The organism is Thiobacter subterraneus (assembly GCF_055379455.1).
This window is the reverse complement of record NZ_AP042402.1, coordinates 2,052,142-2,071,600: the sequence shown is the minus strand read 5'-3', so window position 1 is coordinate 2,071,600 and position 19,459 is coordinate 2,052,142. Positions and strand designations below refer to the sequence as shown.

The following is a 19,459-nucleotide window of genomic DNA, read 5'->3' as shown; positions in this document are numbered from 1 at the left end:
ACAACCGCCGTTGCCGCCTAGCGCACCAAACCACCCTTGAAATTGGCCTTCTTGAGCAGGCTTTCATACTGGTGGCTCAGCATGTAGGCCTGCACCTGGGCCATGAAATCCATGGTCACCACCACGATGATCAGAAGCGACGTGCCACCGAAATAAAACGGCACGTTGTACTTCAAAATCAGAAACTCGGGCAGCAGACAGACCAGGGTCACATAGAGGGCGCCGACCAGCGTCAGCCGCATGGTGATCTTCTCGATGTAACGCGCGGTCTGCTCACCCGGCCGGATGCCCGGCAGGAAGGCTCCGCTCTTCTTCAGATTCTCCGCGGTCTCCTTGGGGTTGAACACCAGGGCCGTGTAGAAGAAACAGAAGAAGACGATCGCCGCCGCGTACAGCATCACGTACAGCGGCTGCCCCGGCGACAGCATGCCGGCGATGTCCTTGAGCCAAGTCAGCTTGTCGCTCTGCCCAAACCAGCCCGCCAGGGTGGCCGGGAACAGGATGATGCTGGAGGCGAAGATCGGCGGGATCACCCCCGACATGTTCAGCTTCAGCGGCAGATGGGTGCTCTGCCCGGCATAGATGCGGTTGCCCACCTGGCGCTTGGCGTAGTTCACCGTGATCTTGCGCTGGCCGCGCTCCACGAACACCACCAGGTAGGTGACCAGCACCACGCCCGCGAAGATGGACAGAGCCAGGGGAATGGAGAAAGCCCCCGTGCGCACCAGATCCAGGGTGCCGCCAATGGCGCGTGGCAGTCCCGCCACGATGCCCGCGAAGATGATCAGCGAGATCCCGTTGCCAATGCCCCGTTCCGTGATCTGTTCCCCCAGCCACATCAGGAACATGGTGCCTGCCGTGAGGGTGATCACCGTGGTGATGCGGAACATGAAGCCCGGCTCCAGCACCAGCCCCTGTTGCGACTCCAGCGCGATGGCGATGCCCAGCGACTGGAAGAACGCCAGCGCCACGGTGCCGTAGCGCGTGTATTGGGTGATCTTGCGGCGGCCCGCCTCGCCTTCCTTCTTGAGCGCCTCCAGCTGCGGCGACACCACGGTCAGCAGCTGCATGATGATGGACGCCGAAATGTAGGGCATGATGCCCAGGGCCAGCACCGAGAAGCGCGAAAGCGCACCCCCGGAAAACATGTTGAACATGCCCAGGATGCCGCTTTGCTGGCCTTCGAACAGCGCCTTGAGCTGCTCCGGGTCGATGCCCGGCACCGGGATGTGGGTGCCGATGCGGAACACCACCAGGGCGCCCAGCAGGAACAGCAGGCGCCGCTTCAGGTCGCCCAGCTTGGCGCCCGCGAGGGCGCCGGCCACACCACTGGCGAGGGCCAAGGGCGCTCCTACTCGACGATCTTGCCGCCCGCCGCCTCGATGGCGGCGCGCGCACCTTTGGTCACACCCACGCCCTGCACGGTGAGGGCGCGGTCGATGCTGCCCGACAGCACAATCTTGGCCCCCAGGGCACGGGCCGGCACCAGGCCCGCCTGCTTCAGCGTGAGCAGGTCCACCGTGTCACCCGGCAGTTGCTTCAGCGCATACAGCATCACCTCGGCGACCTCACCCTTGCGGGGGGAAACGAAACCGCGCTTGGGCAACCGGCGCTGCAGGGGCATCTGGCCACCCTCGAAGCCCACCTTGTGAAACCCGCCGGCGCGCGACTTCTGACCCTTGTGCCCGCGGCCGCAGGTCTTGCCCAGACCGCTGCCAATGCCCCGCCCCACGCGCTTGCGGGCATGGGTGGCGCCGGCAGCGGGTTTGATGGTGTTCAGTCGCATGTTCAGCCCTCGCACTTCACCAGATAGGACACCTTGTTGATCATGCCGCGCACGGCCGGCGTGTCCTCGAGCTCCACCGTGTGATTGAGGCGGCGCAGCCCCAGACCGCGCACGCATTCACGATGGGACTTGATGGTGCCGATCGTGCTTTTCACCAGCGTGACTTTGATTTTCTTGCCAGAAGTCGCCATGGTTTATCCCAGAATCTCTTCCACGCGCTTGCCGCGCTTGGCTGCCACATCCGAGGGCGTGGACTGCTTGAGCAGGCCATCCAGGGTGGCACGCACCACGTTATAGGGATTGGTGGAGCCGATGCACTTGCACATCACGTCGGTCACGCCCATCACCTCGAACACCGCCCGCATGGCGCCGCCGGCAATGATGCCGGTGCCCTCCGAAGCGGGCTGCATGATTACCTTGGAGGCCCCGTGATGGCCGATCACGGCGTGCTGGAGGGTGCCATTCTTGAGGGGAATCTTGACCATGTTGCGGCGGGCTTCCTCCATGGCCTTTTGCACTGCCACCGGCACTTCCTTGGCCTTGCCCTTGCCCATGCCGATGCCGCCATCGCCGTCACCGACCACCGTCAAGGCCGCAAAGCCCAGAATGCGACCGCCCTTCACCACCTTGGTGACGCGGTTCACCGAGATCATCTTTTCCCGCAGGCCGTCGCCGCGCTCTTCCGTTTCCACTTTTGCCATGTTCAACCTCGATTAGAACTGCAGGCCGCCTTCGCGGGCCGCTTCGGCCAGGGCCTTGACCCGCCCGTGATAGCGGAACCCGGAGCGGTCGAACGCCACCTTCTCGATGCCGAGACTCTTGGCCTTTTCCGCAATCAGCCTGCCGACGCGGGCGGCCGCGGCAATGTTGCCGCCGTTGCGCAGCTCGCCGCGCAGGCTTTTGTCCAGCGAGGAGGCCGCCGCCAGCACCCGGCTGCCACTGGGGTCGATGAGCTGCGCATAGATGTGACAGTTGGTGCGATGCACCGCCAGCCGCACCGCCTTGAGCTCGGCGATTTTGGCACGGGTTTTGCGTGCGCGACGCAGACGAGCCTGTTTTTTGTCCATGACGTATGCCTCTTACTTCTTCTTGGTCTCTTTCAGGACCACCACTTCGTCCGCATAGCGCACGCCCTTGCCCTTGTATGGCTCGGGCGGACGGTAGGCGCGGATCTCCGCGGCGACCTGGCCGACCACCTGTTTGTCCGCCCCCTTGAGGACGATTTCGGTCTGGCTGGGGGTTTCCACCTTGACGCCGGCTGGCATCTTGTGTTCCACCGGATGGGAAAAGCCCAGCGCCAGGCTGAGCACGTCGCCCTTGGCCTGAGCGCGATAGCCCACTCCCACGAGGGTCAGCTTGCGCTCAAAGCCTTTGCTCACCCCCTGCACCATGTTCGCCAGCAGGGCGCGCATGGTGCCGGACATGGCGTGGGCCGCATGACCCTCCGCCACCTGTTCCACCTTCAGCACGTCACCCTCGCGCACCACCCTGACGGCGGGATGCTGACGCTGCTTGAGGGTGCCCAGGGGCCCTTTGACGACGATTTCCTCCGTGCCCAGGGTCACTTCCACCCCTGCCGGCACCTGAATCGGATTCTTAGCGACGCGAGACATGTCCGTTCCCCGTTACGCCACGATGCACAGGACTTCACCGCCCACGCCGGCCGCACGGGCCTGGCGGTCGGTCATCACGCCCTTGGGCGTGGAGACGATGCTGATGCCCAGACCGTTCATGACCTTGGGCAGATCTTTGGCACCGCGGTAGATGCGCAGGCCGGGGCGCGAGACACGCTCGATGCGCTCGATCACGGGGCGGCCCGCGTAATACTTCAGGCTGATGTCGAGCTGCGGCTTGCCGTCGTTGTCGCGGACCAGGAAATCCTGGATGTAGCCTTCGTCCTTGAGCACCTTGGCGATGGCCACCTTGAGCTTGGACGAGGGCACGGAGACGCTGGCCTTCTCCGCACGCTGCGCGTTGCGGATGCGGGTCAGCATGTCGGAAATGGGATCACTCATGCTCATGCTTCAACCCCTCACCAGCTGGCCTTGACGATGCCCGGGATCTGCCCGGCCATGGCGAACTCGCGCACTTTGTTGCGGGACAGGCCGAACTTGCGGAAGTAGCCGCGCGGACGACCAGTCAGCGCACAGCGGTTGCGCAGACGCACCGGGCTTGCGTTGCGCGGCAGCTGCTGCAGCTTCATACGCGCCTCGTAGCGCTCTTCGTCGGAGGCCTTGGCGTTGTTGATGATGGCGAGCAGCTGGGCACGCTTGGCGGCGTATTTGGCCACCAGCTTGCGGCGCTTCTGTTCGCGGTTCTTGAGTGCTAACTTGGCCATAGCAACCTCAGTTCTTGAACGGGAAGCTGAAGGCCGCCAGCAGGGCGCGGCCTTCCTTGTCGGTCTTGGCGGTGGTGGTGATGGTGATGTTCAGGCCACGCAGCGCGTCGATCTTGTCGTACTCGATTTCCGGAAAGATGATCTGCTCTTTCACGCCCATGTTGAAATTGCCGCGCCCGTCGAAGGAGCGGGCGGAGATGCCGCGGAAGTCACGGATGCGCGGAATGGCGATGTTGATCAGGCGATCCAGGAATTCGTACATGCGCGCCTTGCGCAGGGTCACCATGCAGCCGATGGGATAGCCCTGGCGAATCTTGAAGGCGGCAATGGACTTGCGCGCTTTGGTGATCACCGGCTTCTGGCCGGCGATCTTCGCCAGGTCGCCGACCGCGTGCTCCAGCACCTTCTTGTCGCCCACGGCCTCGCCCACACCCATGTTGAGGGTGATCTTCTCGATGCGCGGCACTTCCATCACGGACTTGTACCCGAACTCCTTCATGAGCCGGGGCACGACCTGTTCCCTGTAAAACTCTTGCAAGCGAGCCATGGCTTTTCCTTATGCGTCGACCACTTCGCCGTTGGACTTGAAGTAACGGACCTTGCGCCCGTCCTCCAGCACGCGGAACCCCACCCGGTCGGGCTTCTGGGTCGCGGGATTGAACAGCGCCACATTGGAAATGTGGATCGGCATTTCCTTTTCCACGATGCCGCCGGCGAGGCCGCGCAGGGGGTTGGGTTTCTGGTGCTTCTTCACCCGGTTCACGCCTTCCACCACCACGCGCTCGTCATCCACCACGCGCAGCACGATGCCGCGCCGGCCCTTGTCCTTGCCCGTGAGGACGACCACGTCGTCCCCTTTCCTGATCTTGCGCATGTTTGCTCCTTACAGCACTTCCGGCGCGAGCGAGACGATCTTCATGAAGCGCTCGGTCCTGAGCTCGCGTGTGACGGGGCCGAAAATGCGCGTGCCGATGGGCTCCAGCTTGTTGTTGAGCAGCACGGCCGCGTTGCCGTCGAACTTGATCAGCGAACCGTCGGGACGGCGCACGCCCTTGGCGGTGCGCACCACCACGGCGTTGTAGATCTCGCCTTTCTTGACGCGCCCGCGGGGCGCGGCATCCTTGACACTGACCTTGATGATGTCGCCGATGTTGGCGTAACGGCGCTTGGAGCCGCCCAACACCTTGATGCACATCACGGTGCGCGCACCGGTGTTGTCCGCGACGTCCAGCATGGACTCGGTTTGAATCATGATCTGTTCTCCAACTTAATCCGTCTCGTGCCGCCGCGAGGGACCCGGAGGAGCCCCCCGGCGGCACAACCTGCCGACGGTCAGTTTTGGGTGGCCCGCCTCCGGCCCCGTTGCGGCCCGCGTCATGGCGGGAACGGCCGAGGCGCGCCAGCGAAAGGGCGAAATTATAGCGCTGCCACCAGGGCCGCGCAAGGACTCAAATCACCCGCCCTTTTTCGATCAGCCGCGTCACCCGCCAGGCCTTGGTCTTGGCGATGGGCGCGGTCTCCTGGATTTCCACCAGGTCCCCCACGTGGAATTCGTTGTTCTCGTCGTGGGCGTGGTACTTCTTGGAGCGACGCACGACCTTGCCGTACATGGGGTGCTTCACCTGCCGCTCCACCAGAACGGTCACGGTCTTGTCCATCTTGTCGCTCACCACGCGACCGGTGAGGGTGCGGCGGTTCTTGGGCGCGTCAGTCATGCTTGCCTCGCTTTTTCCGTGAGTAGGGTGCGCACGCGGGCGATGTCGCGGCGCACCTTCCTCAACTGGTCGGTCTTGGTGGACTGCTGGGTCGCGATCTGCATGCGCAGGCCGAACTGGGCCTTGAGCAGGGAAGACAGCTCGGCCTTGAGCTCGTCCACGGATTTCTTTCTCAGTTCACTTGCTTTCATGATTCACCTTTCAGCCTGGTCAGGCACCCACCTGCCGGGTGACGAAGGTGGTGGCGATGGGCAGTTTGGCGGCGGCCAGGCGGAAGGCCTCGCGCGCCAGTTCTTCGTTCACGCCGTCCATCTCGTAGAGCACCTTGCCCGGCTGGATCTCGGCCACCCAGTACTCGGGGTTGCCCTTGCCGTTACCCATGCGCACCTCCGCCGGCTTCTGGGAGATGGGCTTGTCGGGGAAAATGCGGATCCAGATGCGGCCGCCACGCTTGATGTGGCGGGTCATGGCGCGCCGTGCCGCCTCGATCTGGCGCGCGGTCAGGCGGCCGCGGCCAATGGCCTTGAGACCGAAGTCACCGAAGCTCACCTTGTTGCCGCGCGTGGCCACACCCTTGTTGCGGCCCTTCTGCTCCTTGCGGTATTTCCTTCTAGCTGGCTGCAGCATGTTTCACTCCTGCTTTGCGCGCTTTGCGCTCGGGCGCCGGCTCGGCCGGCGCGGCCACCTCGTTGCGCCCCACGTTTTCACCCTTGAATACCCAGACCTTGATGCCAATCACCCCGTAGGTGGTCTTGGCCTCGCCGAAGCCGTAGTCGATGTCGGCGCGCAGGGTGTGCAGCGGCACACGGCCTTCCCGGTACCACTCGGTACGGGCGATCTCGATGCCGTTGAGACGGCCTGAGCTCATGATCTTGATACCCTGGGCACCGAGACGCATGGCGTTCTGCATGGCGCGCTTCATGGCGCGGCGGAACATCACGCGCTTCTCCAGCTGCTGGGCAATGCTGTCGGCGATGATCTGGGCATCCAGCTCGGGCTTGCGCACTTCCTCGATGTTGACGTGCACCGGCACCCCCATCATCTTCTGCAGGGTGACGCGCAGGTTCTCGATGTCCTCACCCTTCTTGCCGATCACCACACCGGGACGGGCAGTGTGGATGGTGATGCGGGCGTTGCGGGCCGGGCGCTCGATGACGATCTTGGACACCATGGCATGGGCGAGTTTCTTCTTCAGGAACTCGCGCACCTTGATGTCCTCGTTGAGCATGGCCGGGAAGTTGCGGCTATTGGCATACCACTTGGACGCCCAGTTTTTCTGGACGGCGAGGCGGAAGCCAATCGGATTGATCTTTTGTCCCATGTTCGTCCCTTTTACTTGTCACCGACGGTGACGGTGATGTGGCAGGTGGGCTTGGTGATGCGCACCCCCCGGCCCTTGGCCGCAGCGGCGAAGCGCTTAAGCACCGGTCCCTTGTCCACGCAGATACTGGTCACCTTCAGCTCGTCGATGTCGGCACCCTCGTTGTGTTCGGCGTTGGCGATGGCGGACTCGAGCGCCTTCTTGATCAGCTTGGCGCCCTTCTTGGGGCAGAACGTCAGAATGTTCAGCGCCTGCTCCACCGGCTTGCCGCGCACCAGATCGGCCACCAGCCGGCCCTTTTGGGGGGACAGGCGCTGGCCACGCATAACAGCGGTCACTCTCATGATGCTCTCCTAATCACTTCTTGCCGGCTTTCTTGTCCGCGGCGTGCCCCTTGAAGGTCCGGGTCAGCGCGAACTCGCCGAGCTTGTGCCCCACCATGTTTTCCGTGATGAACACCGGCACGTGCTGGCGGCCGTTGTGCACCGCGATGGTCAGCCCGACGAAATCCGGCAGGATCGTGGACCGGCGCGACCAGGTTTTGATCGGCTTTTTGTCGCGGGTGGCATTGGCCGCTTCCACCTTCTTCAACAGGTGGGCATCGGCGAACGGGCCTTTCTTGATGGAACGAGCCATATTCTGAAACCTCGGTTATTTCTGGTAACGACGACGCACGATCATGTTGCTGGTGCGTTTGTTGCGCCGCGTGCGATAGCCCTTGGTCTGCACCCCCCAGGGGCTGACCGGGGGCTGGGCGGCGGCCGTCTTGCCCTCGCCACCGCCGTGGGGATGGTCGATGGGGTTCATCGCCACGCCGCGCACCGTGGGCCGGATGCCGCGCCAGCGGTTGGCACCCGCCTTGCCGATGGAGCGCAGGTTGTGCTCGGCATTACCCACCTCGCCGATGGTCGCCTTGCAGTCCACGTGCACCTTGCGGATCTCGCCGGAGCGCAGGCGGATCTGGGCGTAGCTGCCCTCCCGCGCCAGAAGCTGCGCCGCCGCGCCCGCGGCGCGGGCCAGCTGGGCGCCCTTGCCCGGCTGCATTTCCACGCAGTGGATGGTGGTGCCCACCGGGATGTTGCGCAGCGGCAGGGCATTGCCCGGCTTGATCGGGGCCTCGGAACCGCTCAAGAGCTCCATGCCCGCCGTCACACCCTTGGGCGCGATGATGTAGCGGCGCTCGCCGTCACGGTAGCACAGCAGGGCGATGTGGGCGCTGCGGTTGGGATCGTATTCCAAGCGCTCCACCTTGGCCGGGATGCCATCCTTGTTGCGCTTGAAGTCGATGATCCGGTAGTGGTGCTTGTGGCCGCCTCCCTGGTGCCGGGTGGTGATGTGGCCGTTGTTGTTGCGGCCCGCCTTCTTCGGCTTGGGCTCCACAAGGGCCTCGAAGGGTCGGCCCTTGTAGAGGTCGGGGTTGACGACCTTCACCACGGCGCGGCGGCCGGGGGATGTGGGTTTGACTTTGACCAGTGGCACTTTCTATTCTCCTGGCTGCTGTTGTGCGGCGCCGCTCACGCCTGGGAGCCGGCGAAATTGATTTCCTGGCCGGGCGCGAAGCAGACGTACGCCTTCTTCCAGTTGCGGCGGCGGCCCATGGTGCGGCCGAAACGCTTGGTCTTGCCCTTCACGTTCACCACCTGCACCGAATCCACCTTGGCACCGAACAGAAGCTCCGCGGCGGCCTTGATCTCCGGCTTGGTGGCATCCGCGGCCACCCGGAACGGAACCTGGTTGTTGAGATCGCCCACGAAGGTGCCCTTTTCGGAAATCACCGGGGCCAGGATCACTTGCATCAGACGGTCGGGGTTCATGCCAGGAGCTCCTCGAATTTCTTGACCGCACTCCTGGTGAGGAGCACGTTCGGATAACGCACCAGGTTGTAGGGGTCTGCATGCTGCGCCTCGACCACCAGCACATCTGCCAGGTTGCGCGAGGAGAGATAAAGATTCTCGTCCATGCTGTCGGTGACCACCATCACCCGGTCGAACCCCATGCCCTTGAGCTTCTGCGCCAGAAGCTTGGTCTTGGGCGCTTCCACCTTCAGGTCCTCGACCACCGCCAGGCGGCCCTGACGCGCCAGTTCCGACAGGATGGCACGCATGCTGGCCCGGTACATCTTGCGGTTGATCTTGTGGGAGAAATTCTCGTCAGGGCTGCTGGGGAACACCTTGCCGCCGCCACGCCACAGGGGGCTGGAAGACATGCCCGCCCGCGCGCGGCCGGTGCCCTTCTGCCGCCAGGGCTTGTGGGTGGTATGGGACACCTGGGAGCGGTCCTTCTGGGCACGCGTGCCGGTACGCGCGTTGGCCAGATAGGACGTCACCACCTGATGGACCAGGGCCTCGTTGTACTCCCGCCCGAAAGTAGCGTCCGAGGCCTGCACGCTGGCAACCTGGGCGCCCTGTTCATTGATGAGTTTCAGTTCCATCACGCACCTGCCTTCTCAGCACCCGCCTTGACGCTGGGACGCACGATTACATCGGTGCCCCTGGAGCCGGGCACCGCCCCCTTGATCAGGAGCACCTGTTTTTCCGTGTCCACGCGCACGATTTCCAGCTTTTGCACGGTGCGCTGCACCGAGCCCATGTGGCCCGACATCCGCTTGCCCGGAAACACGCGGCCCGGATCCTGGGCCATGCCGATGGAACCCGGCACGTTGTGGGACCGGGAGTTGCCGTGGGACGCCCGCTGGGAGCCGAAGTTGTGGCGCTTGATGGTGCCGGCGAAGCCCTTGCCCTTGGTGATACCCGTGACATCGACCAGCTGGCCGGGCTGGAACAGATCGGCGCCAATCACTTTGCCGAGCGTGAATGCCGACACCTCGTCTTCGCTGACGCGGAATTCGCGCACGACATGGCCCGCTTCCACGCCGGCCTTGGCGAAGTGACCCGCCATGGGCTTGGTGACGCGAGTGGGGCGACGCTTGCCATAGGTGACCTGCACCGCGGCATAACCGTCCGTCTGAGGCGTCTTGATCTGGGTCACGCGGTTGTTGGACACGTCCACCACCGTCACCGGGATGGCGCGGCCATCATCGGTGAACAGACGGGTCATGCCAATCTTGCGACCGACAAGTCCGAGGCTCATTTTCGTTTCCTTTTAACCAGGCCGGTTGCAATTGACCGGCTCGTTTGCCATTGCGCGGCGTTGCCTGCGCAATCCTTACAGTTTGATTTCCACGTCCACGCCGGCGGGCAGGTCGAGCTTCATCAGCGCATCCACGGTCTTGTCGGTGGGGTCGATGATGTCCATCAGGCGCAGATGCGTGCGAATCTCGAACTGGTCGCGCGAGGTCTTGTTGACGTGGGGAGAACGCAGAATGTCGAAGCGTTCGATGCGCGTGGGCAGGGGCACCGGGCCCTTGACCACCGCGCCGGTACGCTTGGCGGTTTCCACGATCTCCAGCGCCGACTGGTCGATGAGACGATAGTCGAACGCCTTGAGTCGAATCCGGATTTTCTGGCTTTGCATCATAAGTTCCCGTGAAGTGTCAGGCGTGGGGTGTGAGGTGCGGCTTGCGCGTCACCCCGCTCACCTCACCCTCACCGCTCTATTCAATGATCTTGGACACCACGCCGGCGCCCACGGTGCGGCCGCCTTCGCGGATCGCAAACCGCAGCCCCTCTTCCATGGCAATCGGCTGGATCAGGCTCACCGTGATCTGCACGTTGTCACCAGGCATCACCATCTCCACGCCCGCCGGCAACTCCACCGCACCCGTCACGTCCGTCGTCCGGAAATAAAACTGCGGACGGTAACCATTAAAGAACGGGGTGTGACGACCCCCCTCTTCCTTGCTCAGAACATAAATCTCCGCCGTAAACTTGGTGTGCGGCGTAATGGTGCCCGGCTTGGCCAGCACCTGCCCACGCTCCACTTCCTCACGCTTGGTACCCCGCAGCAGCACACCCACATTGTCCCCAGCCTGCCCCTGGTCCAGCAGCTTGCGGAACATCTCCACACCCGTCACCGTGGTCTTCTGGGTCGGACGCAGGCCCACAATCTCCACTTCGTCACCCACCTTGACCACCCCACGCTCCACACGGCCCGTCACCACCGTGCCACGCCCGGAAATGGAAAACACATCCTCAATCGGCATCAAAAACGGCTGGTCAATCGCACGCACCGGGTCCGGAATGTAGTTGTCCAGCGCATCCGCCAGCTTGAGAATCGACGGCTCGCCAATCTCGCTCTGGTCCCCCTCCAGCGCCTTGAGCGCCGACCCCACGATGATGGGCGTGTCGTCCCCAGGAAAATCATACTTGGACAGAAGCTCCCGCACTTCCATCTCCACCAGCTCCAGAAGCTCGGGATCGTCCACCATGTCCGCCTTGTTCAGGTACACCACGATGTAGGGCACCCCCACCTGACGCGCCAGCAAAATGTGCTCCCGCGTCTGCGGCATGGGACCGTCCGCAGCCGATACCACCAAAATGGCACCGTCCATCTGCGCCGCACCCGTAATCATGTTCTTCACATAGTCCGCATGCCCCGGGCAGTCCACATGCGCATAGTGCCGCTTCTCGGTCTCGTATTCGACATGCGCCGTGTTGATGGTAATACCCCGCGCCTTCTCCTCCGGCGCCGAGTCAATCTCGTCATACTTCTTCGCCTCACCACCATACTTCTTCGCCAAAATCGTGGTGATCGCCGCCGTCAAAGTGGTCTTGCCATGGTCCACGTGGCCAATCGTCCCCACATTCACATGCGGCTTCTTACGCTCAAACTTTTCCTTTGCCATGATCGATCCTCTCGAAAAGGGTTGAGACTATTTCTTGTTGATCACTGCGTCAGCCACGTGCTTCGGCGCTTCGGCGTAGTGCTTGAATTCCATGGAGTAGGTGGCCCGGCCCTGGGACATGGAGCGCAGGTCCGTGGAATAGCCGAACATCTCCGCCAGGGGCACCTCGGCCTTGATCACCTTGCCGGTGGGAATGTCTTCCATGCCCTGGATGATGCCGCGCCGGCGGTTGAGGTCGCCCATCACATCGCCCATGTATTCCTCCGGCGTTTCCACTTCCACCGCCATCATGGGCTCGAGCAGCACGGGGTTGGCCTTGCGCATGCCATCCTTGAACGCCATGGAGGCCGCCATCTCGAACGCGATCTGGCTGGAGTCCACCTCGTGGTAGGAACCGAAGATCAGCCGCACTTTCACGTCCACCACCGGGAAGCCGGCCAGCACGCCGCTCTTCATGGTGTCCTGGATACCCTTGTCCACCGAGGGAATGAATTCCCGCGGGATCACGCCGCCCTTGATCTCGTCCACGAACTGGTAGCCGGCGCCTTCCGGCTGGGGCTCCAGCACCAGCACGACGTGACCGTACTGGCCCTTGCCGCCGGACTGCTTGATGTACTTGCCTTCCACTTCCACCGACTTGCGGATGGTTTCCCGGTAGGCCACCTGGGGCGCGCCCACATTGGCCTCGACCCCGAACTCCCGCTTCATGCGGTCGACGATGATCTCCAGGTGCAGCTCGCCCATGCCGGAGATGATGGTCTGACCCGATTCCTCGTCGGTGCGCACCCGGAAGGACGGGTCCTCCTGGGCCAGCCGGCTCAGGGCGATGCCCATTTTTTCCTGGTCGGCCTTGGTCTTGGGCTCCACCGCCACGTGAATCACCGGCTCGGGGAACTCCATGCGCTCCAGGATGATGGGATTGGCGGGATCGCACAGGGTGTCGCCGGTGCCGGCTTCCTTCAGACCCACCGCAGCGGCAATGTCACCGGCACGCACTTCCTTGATCTCGTCGCGCTGGTTGGCGTGCATCTGCAGCAGCCGGCCGATGCGTTCCTTGCGCCCCTTGACCGGGTTGTAGATGGTGTCACCGGAGGTAACCACCCCGGAATAGACGCGGAAGAAGGTGAGCTGGCCCACGTAGGGGTCGCTCATGATCTTGAACGCCAGCGCCGAGAAGGGCTCGTCATCCGAGGCCTTGCGTTCCGCCGGCTCGCCGTTTTCCGTTTCGCCCTTGACCGCGGGGATGTCCACCGGCGAGGGCAGGAATTCGATCACCGCGTCCAGCATGGCCTGCACGCCCTTGTTCTTGAATGCCGAGCCGCACAGCATGGGCACGATCTCCGAGGCAATGGTGCGCGCCCGCAGTCCCTGCTTGATTTCCGCCTCGGACAGATCGCCCTCTTCCAGATACTTGTTCATCAGTTCTTCGGAAGCCTCGGCGGCCGCCTCCACCATCTTCTCGCGCCACTTCTTGCAGGTGTCCACGAGATCGGCGGGAATGTCGGCCAGCTCGAAACGGGTGCCCTGGGAGGCTTCGTCCCAGATGATGGCCTTCATGCGGATCAGGTCCACCACACCCTTGAAGTTCTCCTCGGCGCCGATGGGCACCTGGATGGGCACCGGGTTGGCCTTGAGGCGGCTGCGCATCTGCTCTTCCACCCGGAAGAAATTGGCGCCGGTGCGGTCCATCTTGTTGACGAAAGCCAGGCGCGGCACCTTGTACTTGTTGGCCTGGCGCCACACGGTCTCCGACTGGGGCTGCACGCCACCCACCGCGCAATAGACCATACAGGCGCCGTCCAGCACGCGCATGGAACGCTCCACCTCGATGGTGAAGTCCACGTGGCCCGGGGTGTCGATGATGTTGATGCGATGCTCCGGGAAGCTGCCGTCCATGCCCTTCCAGAAGCAGGTGGTCGCCGCGGAGGTGATGGTGATGCCGCGCTCCCGCTCCTGCTCCATCCAGTCCATGATCGCGGCGCCGTCGTGCACCTCGCCGATCTTGTGGGACACCCCGGTGTAGAACAGGATGCGCTCGGTGGTCGTGGTCTTGCCGGCGTCGATGTGCGCCGAGATACCGATGTTGCGGTATCGTTCGATGGGTGTTTTACGTGCCACTTTGAATAAGCCTCAAATTCTGCAAGTCGGCAACGCGCCGCCGTCACTCGCTGCGCGTGCCCGTGTTGGATCGACCCGCCTTCAGAAGCGGAAATGGGAGAACGCCTTGTTGGCCTCCGCCATGCGATGCACTTCCTCGCGTTTCTTCACTGCGCCGCCACGCCCCTCGGCGGCGTCCATCAGCTCGTTGGCCAGGCGCATGCCCATGGATTTCTCGCTGCGCTTGCGCGCCGCGTCACGCAGCCAGCGCATGGCCAGCGCCACCCGGCGGGAGGGACGCACCTCCACCGGCACCTGGTAGTTGGCGCCGCCGACACGCCGGCTCTTCACCTCCACCATGGGGCGGGCATTGGCCAGCGCCTGGGAAAACACTTCCACCGGGTCCTTGCCGCTCTTCTTGGCGATCTGCTCCAGCGCGCCGTACATGATGCGCTCGGCAACCGACTTCTTGCCGCCGATCATCAGCACGTTGATGAACTTGGACACTTCCGCGCTGCCGAACTTGGGATCGGGAAGGATCTCGCGTTTGGGAACTTCTCTACGACGTGGCATGCTTTCCTCGGTCTGTCAGATTCTGGGTTCGCTCAGGGCCGCGCAGGCCAAAGCCGTCAGCCTGCCTTGGGCCGCTTGGCACCGTACTTGGAACGGCCCTGCTTGCGGTCCTTGACGCCGGCGGTATCCAGGCTGCCGCGCACGATGTGGTAACGCACGCCAGGCAGATCCTTGACGCGGCCGCCGCGGATCAACACCACCGAGTGCTCCTGCAGGTTGTGGCCTTCACCGCCGATGTAGCTGATGACCTCGAAGCCGTTGGTGAGGCGCACCTTGGCCACCTTGCGCAGCGCCGAGTTCGGTTTTTTCGGGGTGGTGGTGTACACACGCGTGCACACGCCGCGCTTGGCCGGACAGCCCTGCAGCGCAGGCACCTTGCTCTTGGACACGGGTGCCTTGCGTCCCTTACGCACCAGTTGGTTGATCGTTGGCATAAATACGTGTTCCTTTGGCTAAAAACGAAGGGACGGCGCGCCACTCTGCGCCGTCCCAACGTCTGTTGATCCATCGCCCGAGCCGTCCCCGGTTGGCTTGCGGCGGGTCGGTTTATATTCCGGGCTGCTGAAAAGACAGCAGATTTTAGAAAGCCCCCGGGCAGTTGTCAACCACCGCCCGGGGCCGCCCTCAGGCCACTTCCTCCTGACCGCTGCCCCCGCCCTCCTCCGCCAGGGTGATCTCGGTGGTGCCGGTGACGGCATCCAGCCCGAGCTTCTGCCGCTTGCGGTTGTTGTGGTAGGCCAGGCCGGTGCCGGCGGGGATGAGCCGGCCGACGATGACGTTCTCCTTGAGGCCGCGCAGCTCGTCGCGCTTGCCCATGATAGCCGCCTCGGTGAGCACCCGGGTGGTCTCCTGGAAGGAGGCCGCCGAGATGAAGGAGTCGGTGGACAGCGAAGCCTTGGTAATGCCCAGCAGCACGTACTCGAAGCTGGCCGGGCGTTTGCCCTCGGCGATGACGCGGTCGTTTTCCTCCAGCACCTCGGCCCGTTCCACCTGCTCGCCCTGGATGAAGCGGGTATCGCCCGGATCGGTGATGTTCACCCGACGCAGCATCTGGCGCACGATCACCTCGATGTGCTTGTCGTTGATGCGCACACCCTGCAGGCGATAGACGTCCTGCACCTCGTCCGTAATGTACCGGGCGAGGGCCTCCACCCCCAGCAGGCGCAGGATGTCATGGGGATCGGGCGGCCCATCGACGATGGTCTCGCCCTTGTTCACCACCTGGCCCTCGTGCACGGTGACGTGCTTGTCCTTGGGAATCAGGTATTCGTGGGCCACGCCATCGAGGTCGGTGATGATGAGGCGCTGCTTGCCCTTGGTGTCCTTGCCGAAGGAAACCGTACCGGTGACCTCGGCCAGCAGGCCGGCGTCCTTGGGCGAACGGGCCTCGAACAGCTCGGCCACGCGCGGCAAACCGCCGGTGATGTCGCGGGTCTTGGAGGTCTCCTGGGGAATGCGCGCCAGGACCTCGCCCACGGCCACCTCCTGGCCGTCCTTGACGGTGATGATGGCGCCCACCGGGAAGCTGATGTTGACCGGCGTCTCGGAATTGGCCAGCTTGACTTCCCGGCCCTCGGGGTCGATCAGCTTGACCTGCGGGCGCAGGCCCTTGGCCGCCGTGCCCCGGCGCTTGGGATCGATCACCACCAGGGTGGACAGACCGGTGACCTCGTCGATCTGCTTGGCCACCGTGACCCCTTCCTCCACATTCTCGAAGCGGACCTTGCCCGCGTACTCGGTGATGATGGGCCGGGTGTGGGGATCCCAGGTGGCCACCACCTTGCCCGCCTTGACGGCGTTGCCGTCCAGCACGTGCAGGGTCGCGCCGTAGGGCACCTTGTGGCGTTCGCGTTCCCGACCGGAATCGTCCTGCACCATGATCTCGCCGGTGCGCGAGATGACCACCTGCTCGCCGCGCGCATTGGTGACATAGCGCATGGTCGGCCCGAAGCGCACCGTGCCGTTGGACTTGACCTCGATCTGGCTGGCCACCGCGGCGCGCGAGGCGGCGCCGCCGATGTGGAAGGTGCGCATGGTGAGCTGGGTACCGGGCTCGCCGATGGACTGGGCGGCGATGACGCCCACCGCCTCACCCACCGCCACCAGGCTGCCCCGTGCCAGGTCGCGGCCATAGCACTGGGCACACAGGCCCCAGCGGGTTTCGCAGGTAAGCGGCGTGCGCACCTTCACCTCGTCCACGCCGGCCGCCTCGATCATGTCCACCAGGTCCTCGTTGAGCAGGGTGCCGGCGCGCACCAGCACGGCGCCGTTGTCCGGGCTGACGATGTCGGCGGCGGCCACCCGGCCCAGGATGCGTTCCCGCAGCGGCTCGACCACCTCGCCGCCCTCGATCAGCGCTTTCATGGCCACGCCGTTTTCCGTGCCGCAGTCCTGCTCGGTGATCACCAGGTCCTGGGTCACGTCCACCAGGCGGCGGGTGAGGTAGCCGGAGTTGGCGGTCTTGAGCGCGGTATCGGCCAGACCCTTGCGCGCGCCGTGGGTGGAGATGAAGTACTGCAGCACGTTCAGCCCCTCACGGAAGTTGGCCGTGATGGGCGTCTCGATGATGGAGCCGTCCGGCTTGGCCATCAGGCCGCGCATGCCGGCGAGCTGGCGGATCTGGGCGGCGGAACCCCGCGCGCCCGAGTCGGCCATCATGTAGATGGAGTTGAAGGATTCCTGCTTGACCTTGTTGCCGTCGCGGTCGATCACCTCCTCGGTGCCCAGCTGCTCCATCATGGCCTTGGCCACCAGGTCGCCGGCGCGGCCCCAAATGTCCACCACCTTGTTATAACGCTCGCCCTGGGTCACCAGACCGGAGGCGTACTGGCGCTCGATCTCCTTCACCTCCTCTTCCGCGGCGGCGATGATGGCCTGCTTCTCCTGGGGCACCAGCATGTCGTCCACGCAGAAGGAGATGCCGGCGCGCGCGGCGAAGGAGAAGCCCGTATACATGAGCTTGTCTGCCAGGATCACGGTCTCGCGCAGCCCCACGCGCCGGAAGCTGGCGTTGATGAGCTTGGAGATCTCCTTTTTCTTGAGCGTCTTGTTGACCAGTTCGAAGGGCAGCCCCGGCGGCAGCAGGTCCGACAGCAGGGCGCGGCCGACGGTGGTGTTGTAGCGGGTGATCTTCTCGATCTTTTCGCCGTCGGGACCGATTTCGTATTCCTTGATGCGCACCGTGATGCGGGCGTGCAGATCCACCTGGCGCGTCTCATAGGCACGCGAGACTTCCGCCACGTCGGCGAAGTACATGCCCTCGCCGCGCGCGTTGATGCGCTCCCGGGTCATGTAATAAAGGCCCAGCACGATGTCCTGGGACGGCACGATGATGGGGTCGCCGTTGGCGGGGGACAGCACGTTGTTGGAGGACAGCATGAGCGTGCGCGCCTCCATCTGGGCCTCCAGCGACAGGGGCACGTGCACTGCCATCTGGTCGCCATCGAAGTCGGCGTTGAAAGCGGCACACACCAGCGGATGGAGCTGGATGGCCTTGCCCTCGATCAGCACCGGCTCGAAAGCCTGGATGCCCAGGCGGTGCAGGGTGGGGGCACGGTTGAGCAGCACCGGATGCTCGCGGATCACTTCTTCCAGAATGTCCCACACCTCCGGCGTTTCCTGCTCCACCATGCGCTTGGCGGCCTTGATGGTGGTGGCCAGCCCCATCACCTCCAGCTTGTGGAAGATGAATGGCTTGAACAGTTCCAGCGCCATCTTCTTGGGCAGGCCGCACTGGTGCAGCTTGAGGGTCGGGCCCACCACGATCACGGAGCGGCCGGAATAGTCGACCCGCTTGCCAAGCAGGTTCTGGCGGAAGCGGCCGCCCTTGCCCTTGATCATGTCGGCGAGAGACTTGAGGGGCCGCTTGTTGGCGCCGGTCATGGCCTTGCCGCGGCGGCCGTTGTCCAGCAGGGAATCCACCGCTTCCTGGAGCATGCGCTTTTCGTTGCGCACGATGATTTCCGGCGCCTTGAGCTCCAGCAGGCGCTTGAGCCGGTTGTTGCGGTTGATCACCCGGCGGTACAGGTCATTGAGGTCGGAGGTGGCGAAGCGGCCGCCATCCAGGGGGACCAGGGGACGCAGCTCCGGCGGCAGCACCGGCAGCACCTCCAGGATCATCCACTCCGGACGCACGCCGGAACGCTGGAAGGCCTCGAGCACCTTGAGCCGCTTGGCGATCTTCTTGAGCTTGGTGTCGGAGCCAGTGCTGGCGAGCTCGGCGCGCAGCTTTTCCACCTCGCTGTTGATGTCGATGGCCCGCAGCAGGTCACGGATGCCTTCCGCGCCCATGGCGGCCTTGAACTCGTCGCCGTATTCCTCGACCTTGGCCAGATAGTCGTCCTCGGTCAGGAGCTGGCCGCGGTTGAGCGGGGTCATGCCGGGTTCCACCACCACGTAGGCCTCGAAATAGAGCACACGCTCGATGTCCCGCAGGGGCATGTCCAGCACCATGCCCAGGCGCGAGGGCAGGGACTTGAGGAACCAGATGTGGGCCACCGGGCTGGCCAGCTCGATGTGGCCCATGCGCTCGCGGCGCACCTTGGACAGGGTCACCTCGACGCCGCATTTCTCGCAGATCACGCCGCGGTGCTTGAGGCGCTTGTACTTGCCGCACAGGCACTCGTAGTCCTTCACCGGCCCGAAGATCTTGGCACAGAACAGGCCATCCCGCTCCGGTTTGAAGGTGCGGTAGTTGATGGTCTCGGGCTTCTTCACTTCGCCATAGGACCAGGAGCGGATCTTGTCCGGAGACGCGAGGGCGATGCGGATGGCATCGAATTCCTCTTCCTGGGTGACCTGTTTGAACAAATCGAGCAGTGCTTTCATATAACCTCCGTGAGGAGTGAGGAACCGGCCGGGGCGCCCGCCGCAGCCTTGGCGCGCC

At 64.0% G+C, this 19,459-nt stretch carries 27 protein-coding genes; all 27 read right to left on the bottom strand.

All coding sequences use genetic code 11. The features are described from left to right. Positions 1 to 17: 17 nt before the first annotated feature. Positions 18 to 1,343 carry a preprotein translocase subunit SecY gene (gene secY, locus ACZ42P_RS10275; RefSeq protein ID WP_464897451.1) on the bottom strand — a complete coding sequence of 442 codons (1,326 nt, stop codon included), beginning with the start codon at positions 1,341 to 1,343 and terminating at the stop codon, positions 18 to 20. 8 nt (positions 1,344 to 1,351) lie between these two features. Beyond that, a complete protein-coding gene (gene rplO, locus ACZ42P_RS10270) occupies positions 1,352 to 1,786 on the bottom strand; it encodes a 50S ribosomal protein L15 (protein WP_464897450.1) in 435 nt (144 codons plus the stop codon). 2 nt (positions 1,787 to 1,788) lie between these two features. Continuing rightward, positions 1,789 to 1,977, bottom strand: a complete 189-nt coding sequence (gene rpmD, locus ACZ42P_RS10265; RefSeq protein ID WP_464897449.1) for a 50S ribosomal protein L30 — start codon at positions 1,975 to 1,977, stop codon at positions 1,789 to 1,791. Between the two features lie 3 nt (positions 1,978 to 1,980). Further along, complete coding sequence (gene rpsE / locus ACZ42P_RS10260; protein WP_464897448.1) at positions 1,981 to 2,487, bottom strand: 30S ribosomal protein S5; 507 nt, start codon at positions 2,485 to 2,487, stop codon at positions 1,981 to 1,983. 12 nt (positions 2,488 to 2,499) lie between these two features. Then, positions 2,500 to 2,853, bottom strand: a complete 354-nt coding sequence (rplR, locus tag ACZ42P_RS10255; protein ID WP_464897447.1) for a 50S ribosomal protein L18 — start codon at positions 2,851 to 2,853, stop codon at positions 2,500 to 2,502. Between the two features lie 12 nt (positions 2,854 to 2,865). Then, positions 2,866 to 3,399, bottom strand: coding sequence for a 50S ribosomal protein L6 (gene rplF / locus ACZ42P_RS10250; RefSeq protein WP_464897446.1), 534 nt, complete (start codon positions 3,397 to 3,399; stop codon positions 2,866 to 2,868). A 12-nt stretch (positions 3,400 to 3,411) separates the two neighbouring features. Further along, positions 3,412 to 3,807 (bottom strand): 30S ribosomal protein S8, encoded by a 396-nt coding sequence (gene rpsH, locus ACZ42P_RS10245; RefSeq protein WP_464897445.1) that lies wholly within the window; start codon positions 3,805 to 3,807, stop codon positions 3,412 to 3,414. Positions 3,808 to 3,818: 11 nt separating this feature from the next. Further along, positions 3,819 to 4,124, bottom strand: a complete 306-nt coding sequence (rpsN, locus tag ACZ42P_RS10240) for a 30S ribosomal protein S14 (RefSeq protein ID WP_464897444.1) — start codon at positions 4,122 to 4,124, stop codon at positions 3,819 to 3,821. 7 nt (positions 4,125 to 4,131) lie between these two features. Further along, on the bottom strand, positions 4,132 to 4,671 hold the full coding sequence (gene rplE / locus ACZ42P_RS10235; RefSeq protein WP_464897443.1) for a 50S ribosomal protein L5: 540 nt from the start codon (positions 4,669 to 4,671) through the stop codon (positions 4,132 to 4,134). A 9-nt stretch (positions 4,672 to 4,680) separates the two neighbouring features. Continuing rightward, on the bottom strand, positions 4,681 to 4,998 hold the full coding sequence (gene rplX / locus ACZ42P_RS10230; RefSeq protein WP_464897442.1) for a 50S ribosomal protein L24: 318 nt from the start codon (positions 4,996 to 4,998) through the stop codon (positions 4,681 to 4,683). A gap of 9 nt (positions 4,999 to 5,007) precedes the next feature. Next, positions 5,008 to 5,376 carry a 50S ribosomal protein L14 gene (gene rplN / locus ACZ42P_RS10225; protein WP_347307412.1) on the bottom strand — a complete coding sequence of 123 codons (369 nt, stop codon included), beginning with the start codon at positions 5,374 to 5,376 and terminating at the stop codon, positions 5,008 to 5,010. 196 nt (positions 5,377 to 5,572) lie between these two features. Further along, complete coding sequence (rpsQ, locus tag ACZ42P_RS10220; RefSeq protein WP_464897441.1) at positions 5,573 to 5,839, bottom strand: 30S ribosomal protein S17; 267 nt, start codon at positions 5,837 to 5,839, stop codon at positions 5,573 to 5,575. Further along, the gene (rpmC, locus tag ACZ42P_RS10215; RefSeq protein WP_464897440.1) at positions 5,836 to 6,030 is read right to left on the bottom strand and encodes a 50S ribosomal protein L29; all 195 of its coding nucleotides are present in this window, start codon (positions 6,028 to 6,030) and stop codon (positions 5,836 to 5,838) included. Before rpmC ends, rpsQ begins: the two co-directional genes overlap by 4 nt. A gap of 19 nt (positions 6,031 to 6,049) precedes the next feature. After that, positions 6,050 to 6,466, bottom strand: a complete 417-nt coding sequence (gene rplP, locus ACZ42P_RS10210) for a 50S ribosomal protein L16 (protein ID WP_464897439.1) — start codon at positions 6,464 to 6,466, stop codon at positions 6,050 to 6,052. Beyond that, complete coding sequence (gene rpsC / locus ACZ42P_RS10205; RefSeq protein ID WP_464897438.1) at positions 6,450 to 7,160, bottom strand: 30S ribosomal protein S3; 711 nt, start codon at positions 7,158 to 7,160, stop codon at positions 6,450 to 6,452. The genes rplP and rpsC overlap by 17 nt, the downstream gene beginning before the upstream one ends. 11 nt (positions 7,161 to 7,171) lie before the next feature. Beyond that, positions 7,172 to 7,504 carry a 50S ribosomal protein L22 gene (rplV, locus tag ACZ42P_RS10200; protein WP_464897437.1) on the bottom strand — a complete coding sequence of 111 codons (333 nt, stop codon included), beginning with the start codon at positions 7,502 to 7,504 and terminating at the stop codon, positions 7,172 to 7,174. Positions 7,505 to 7,517: 13 nt separating this feature from the next. Continuing rightward, positions 7,518 to 7,796, bottom strand: coding sequence for a 30S ribosomal protein S19 (rpsS, locus tag ACZ42P_RS10195; RefSeq protein ID WP_347307420.1), 279 nt, complete (start codon positions 7,794 to 7,796; stop codon positions 7,518 to 7,520). Positions 7,797 to 7,811: 15 nt separating this feature from the next. After that, entirely contained in the window at positions 7,812 to 8,639 is an 828-nt protein-coding gene (rplB, locus tag ACZ42P_RS10190; RefSeq protein WP_464897436.1) for a 50S ribosomal protein L2, read from the bottom strand. Positions 8,640 to 8,674: 35 nt separating this feature from the next. Continuing rightward, positions 8,675 to 8,974, bottom strand: a complete 300-nt coding sequence (gene rplW / locus ACZ42P_RS10185) for a 50S ribosomal protein L23 (RefSeq protein ID WP_464897435.1) — start codon at positions 8,972 to 8,974, stop codon at positions 8,675 to 8,677. Beyond that, a complete protein-coding gene (gene rplD / locus ACZ42P_RS10180) occupies positions 8,971 to 9,591 on the bottom strand; it encodes a 50S ribosomal protein L4 (protein WP_464897434.1) in 621 nt (206 codons plus the stop codon). Before rplD ends, rplW begins: the two co-directional genes overlap by 4 nt. Next, positions 9,591 to 10,250, bottom strand: coding sequence for a 50S ribosomal protein L3 (rplC, locus tag ACZ42P_RS10175; protein WP_464897433.1), 660 nt, complete (start codon positions 10,248 to 10,250; stop codon positions 9,591 to 9,593). The genes rplD and rplC overlap by 1 nt, the downstream gene beginning before the upstream one ends. A 75-nt stretch (positions 10,251 to 10,325) precedes the next feature. Further along, on the bottom strand, positions 10,326 to 10,634 hold the full coding sequence (gene rpsJ, locus ACZ42P_RS10170; protein ID WP_347307651.1) for a 30S ribosomal protein S10: 309 nt from the start codon (positions 10,632 to 10,634) through the stop codon (positions 10,326 to 10,328). A gap of 79 nt (positions 10,635 to 10,713) precedes the next feature. Then, the gene (gene tuf, locus ACZ42P_RS10165; RefSeq protein ID WP_464897421.1) at positions 10,714 to 11,904 is read right to left on the bottom strand and encodes an elongation factor Tu; all 1,191 of its coding nucleotides are present in this window, start codon (positions 11,902 to 11,904) and stop codon (positions 10,714 to 10,716) included. A gap of 27 nt (positions 11,905 to 11,931) precedes the next feature. After that, positions 11,932 to 14,022, bottom strand: a complete 2,091-nt coding sequence (gene fusA, locus ACZ42P_RS10160) for an elongation factor G (protein ID WP_464897432.1) — start codon at positions 14,020 to 14,022, stop codon at positions 11,932 to 11,934. 81 nt (positions 14,023 to 14,103) lie between these two features. Further along, on the bottom strand, positions 14,104 to 14,574 hold the full coding sequence (gene rpsG, locus ACZ42P_RS10155) for a 30S ribosomal protein S7 (protein ID WP_464897431.1): 471 nt from the start codon (positions 14,572 to 14,574) through the stop codon (positions 14,104 to 14,106). A gap of 56 nt (positions 14,575 to 14,630) precedes the next feature. Further along, positions 14,631 to 15,008, bottom strand: a complete 378-nt coding sequence (gene rpsL / locus ACZ42P_RS10150) for a 30S ribosomal protein S12 (protein WP_464897430.1) — start codon at positions 15,006 to 15,008, stop codon at positions 14,631 to 14,633. Positions 15,009 to 15,198: 190 nt separating this feature from the next. Beyond that, positions 15,199 to 19,401, bottom strand: coding sequence for a DNA-directed RNA polymerase subunit beta' (gene rpoC, locus ACZ42P_RS10145; RefSeq protein ID WP_464897429.1), 4,203 nt, complete (start codon positions 19,399 to 19,401; stop codon positions 15,199 to 15,201). Positions 19,402 to 19,459 lie beyond the last annotated feature (58 nt).

What these genes read in the sequence shown, in the direction of transcription:
- rplO (WP_464897450.1), bottom strand. Translation starts at nt 1,786, where the DNA reads ATGCGACTGAACACCATCAAACCCGCTGCCGGCGCCACCCATGCCCGC.
- rpmD (WP_464897449.1), bottom strand. Translation starts at nt 1,977, where the DNA reads ATGGCGACTTCTGGCAAGAAAATCAAAGTCACGCTGGTGAAAAGCACG.
- rpsE (WP_464897448.1), bottom strand. Translation starts at nt 2,487, where the DNA reads ATGGCAAAAGTGGAAACGGAAGAGCGCGGCGACGGCCTGCGGGAAAAG.
- rplR (WP_464897447.1), bottom strand. Translation starts at nt 2,853, where the DNA reads ATGGACAAAAAACAGGCTCGTCTGCGTCGCGCACGCAAAACCCGTGCC.
- rplF (WP_464897446.1), bottom strand. Translation starts at nt 3,399, where the DNA reads ATGTCTCGCGTCGCTAAGAATCCGATTCAGGTGCCGGCAGGGGTGGAA.
- rpsH (WP_464897445.1), bottom strand. Translation starts at nt 3,807, where the DNA reads ATGAGCATGAGTGATCCCATTTCCGACATGCTGACCCGCATCCGCAAC.
- rpsN (WP_464897444.1), bottom strand. Translation starts at nt 4,124, where the DNA reads ATGGCCAAGTTAGCACTCAAGAACCGCGAACAGAAGCGCCGCAAGCTG.
- rplE (WP_464897443.1), bottom strand. Translation starts at nt 4,671, where the DNA reads ATGGCTCGCTTGCAAGAGTTTTACAGGGAACAGGTCGTGCCCCGGCTC.
- rplX (WP_464897442.1), bottom strand. Translation starts at nt 4,998, where the DNA reads ATGCGCAAGATCAGGAAAGGGGACGACGTGGTCGTCCTCACGGGCAAG.
- rplN (WP_347307412.1), bottom strand. Translation starts at nt 5,376, where the DNA reads ATGATTCAAACCGAGTCCATGCTGGACGTCGCGGACAACACCGGTGCG.
- rpsQ (WP_464897441.1), bottom strand. Translation starts at nt 5,839, where the DNA reads ATGACTGACGCGCCCAAGAACCGCCGCACCCTCACCGGTCGCGTGGTG.
- rpmC (WP_464897440.1), bottom strand. Translation starts at nt 6,030, where the DNA reads ATGAAAGCAAGTGAACTGAGAAAGAAATCCGTGGACGAGCTCAAGGCC.
- rplP (WP_464897439.1), bottom strand. Translation starts at nt 6,466, where the DNA reads ATGCTGCAGCCAGCTAGAAGGAAATACCGCAAGGAGCAGAAGGGCCGC.
- rpsC (WP_464897438.1), bottom strand. Translation starts at nt 7,160, where the DNA reads ATGGGACAAAAGATCAATCCGATTGGCTTCCGCCTCGCCGTCCAGAAA.
- rplV (WP_464897437.1), bottom strand. Translation starts at nt 7,504, where the DNA reads ATGAGAGTGACCGCTGTTATGCGTGGCCAGCGCCTGTCCCCCCAAAAG.
- rpsS (WP_347307420.1), bottom strand. Translation starts at nt 7,796, where the DNA reads ATGGCTCGTTCCATCAAGAAAGGCCCGTTCGCCGATGCCCACCTGTTG.
- rplW (WP_464897435.1), bottom strand. Translation starts at nt 8,974, where the DNA reads ATGAACCCCGACCGTCTGATGCAAGTGATCCTGGCCCCGGTGATTTCC.
- rplD (WP_464897434.1), bottom strand. Translation starts at nt 9,591, where the DNA reads ATGGAACTGAAACTCATCAATGAACAGGGCGCCCAGGTTGCCAGCGTG.
- rplC (WP_464897433.1), bottom strand. Translation starts at nt 10,250, where the DNA reads ATGAGCCTCGGACTTGTCGGTCGCAAGATTGGCATGACCCGTCTGTTC.
- rpsJ (WP_347307651.1), bottom strand. Translation starts at nt 10,634, where the DNA reads ATGCAAAGCCAGAAAATCCGGATTCGACTCAAGGCGTTCGACTATCGT.
- tuf (WP_464897421.1), bottom strand. Translation starts at nt 11,904, where the DNA reads ATGGCAAAGGAAAAGTTTGAGCGTAAGAAGCCGCATGTGAATGTGGGG.
- rpsG (WP_464897431.1), bottom strand. Translation starts at nt 14,574, where the DNA reads ATGCCACGTCGTAGAGAAGTTCCCAAACGCGAGATCCTTCCCGATCCC.
- rpsL (WP_464897430.1), bottom strand. Translation starts at nt 15,008, where the DNA reads ATGCCAACGATCAACCAACTGGTGCGTAAGGGACGCAAGGCACCCGTG.
- rpoC (WP_464897429.1), bottom strand. Translation starts at nt 19,401, where the DNA reads ATGAAAGCACTGCTCGATTTGTTCAAACAGGTCACCCAGGAAGAGGAA.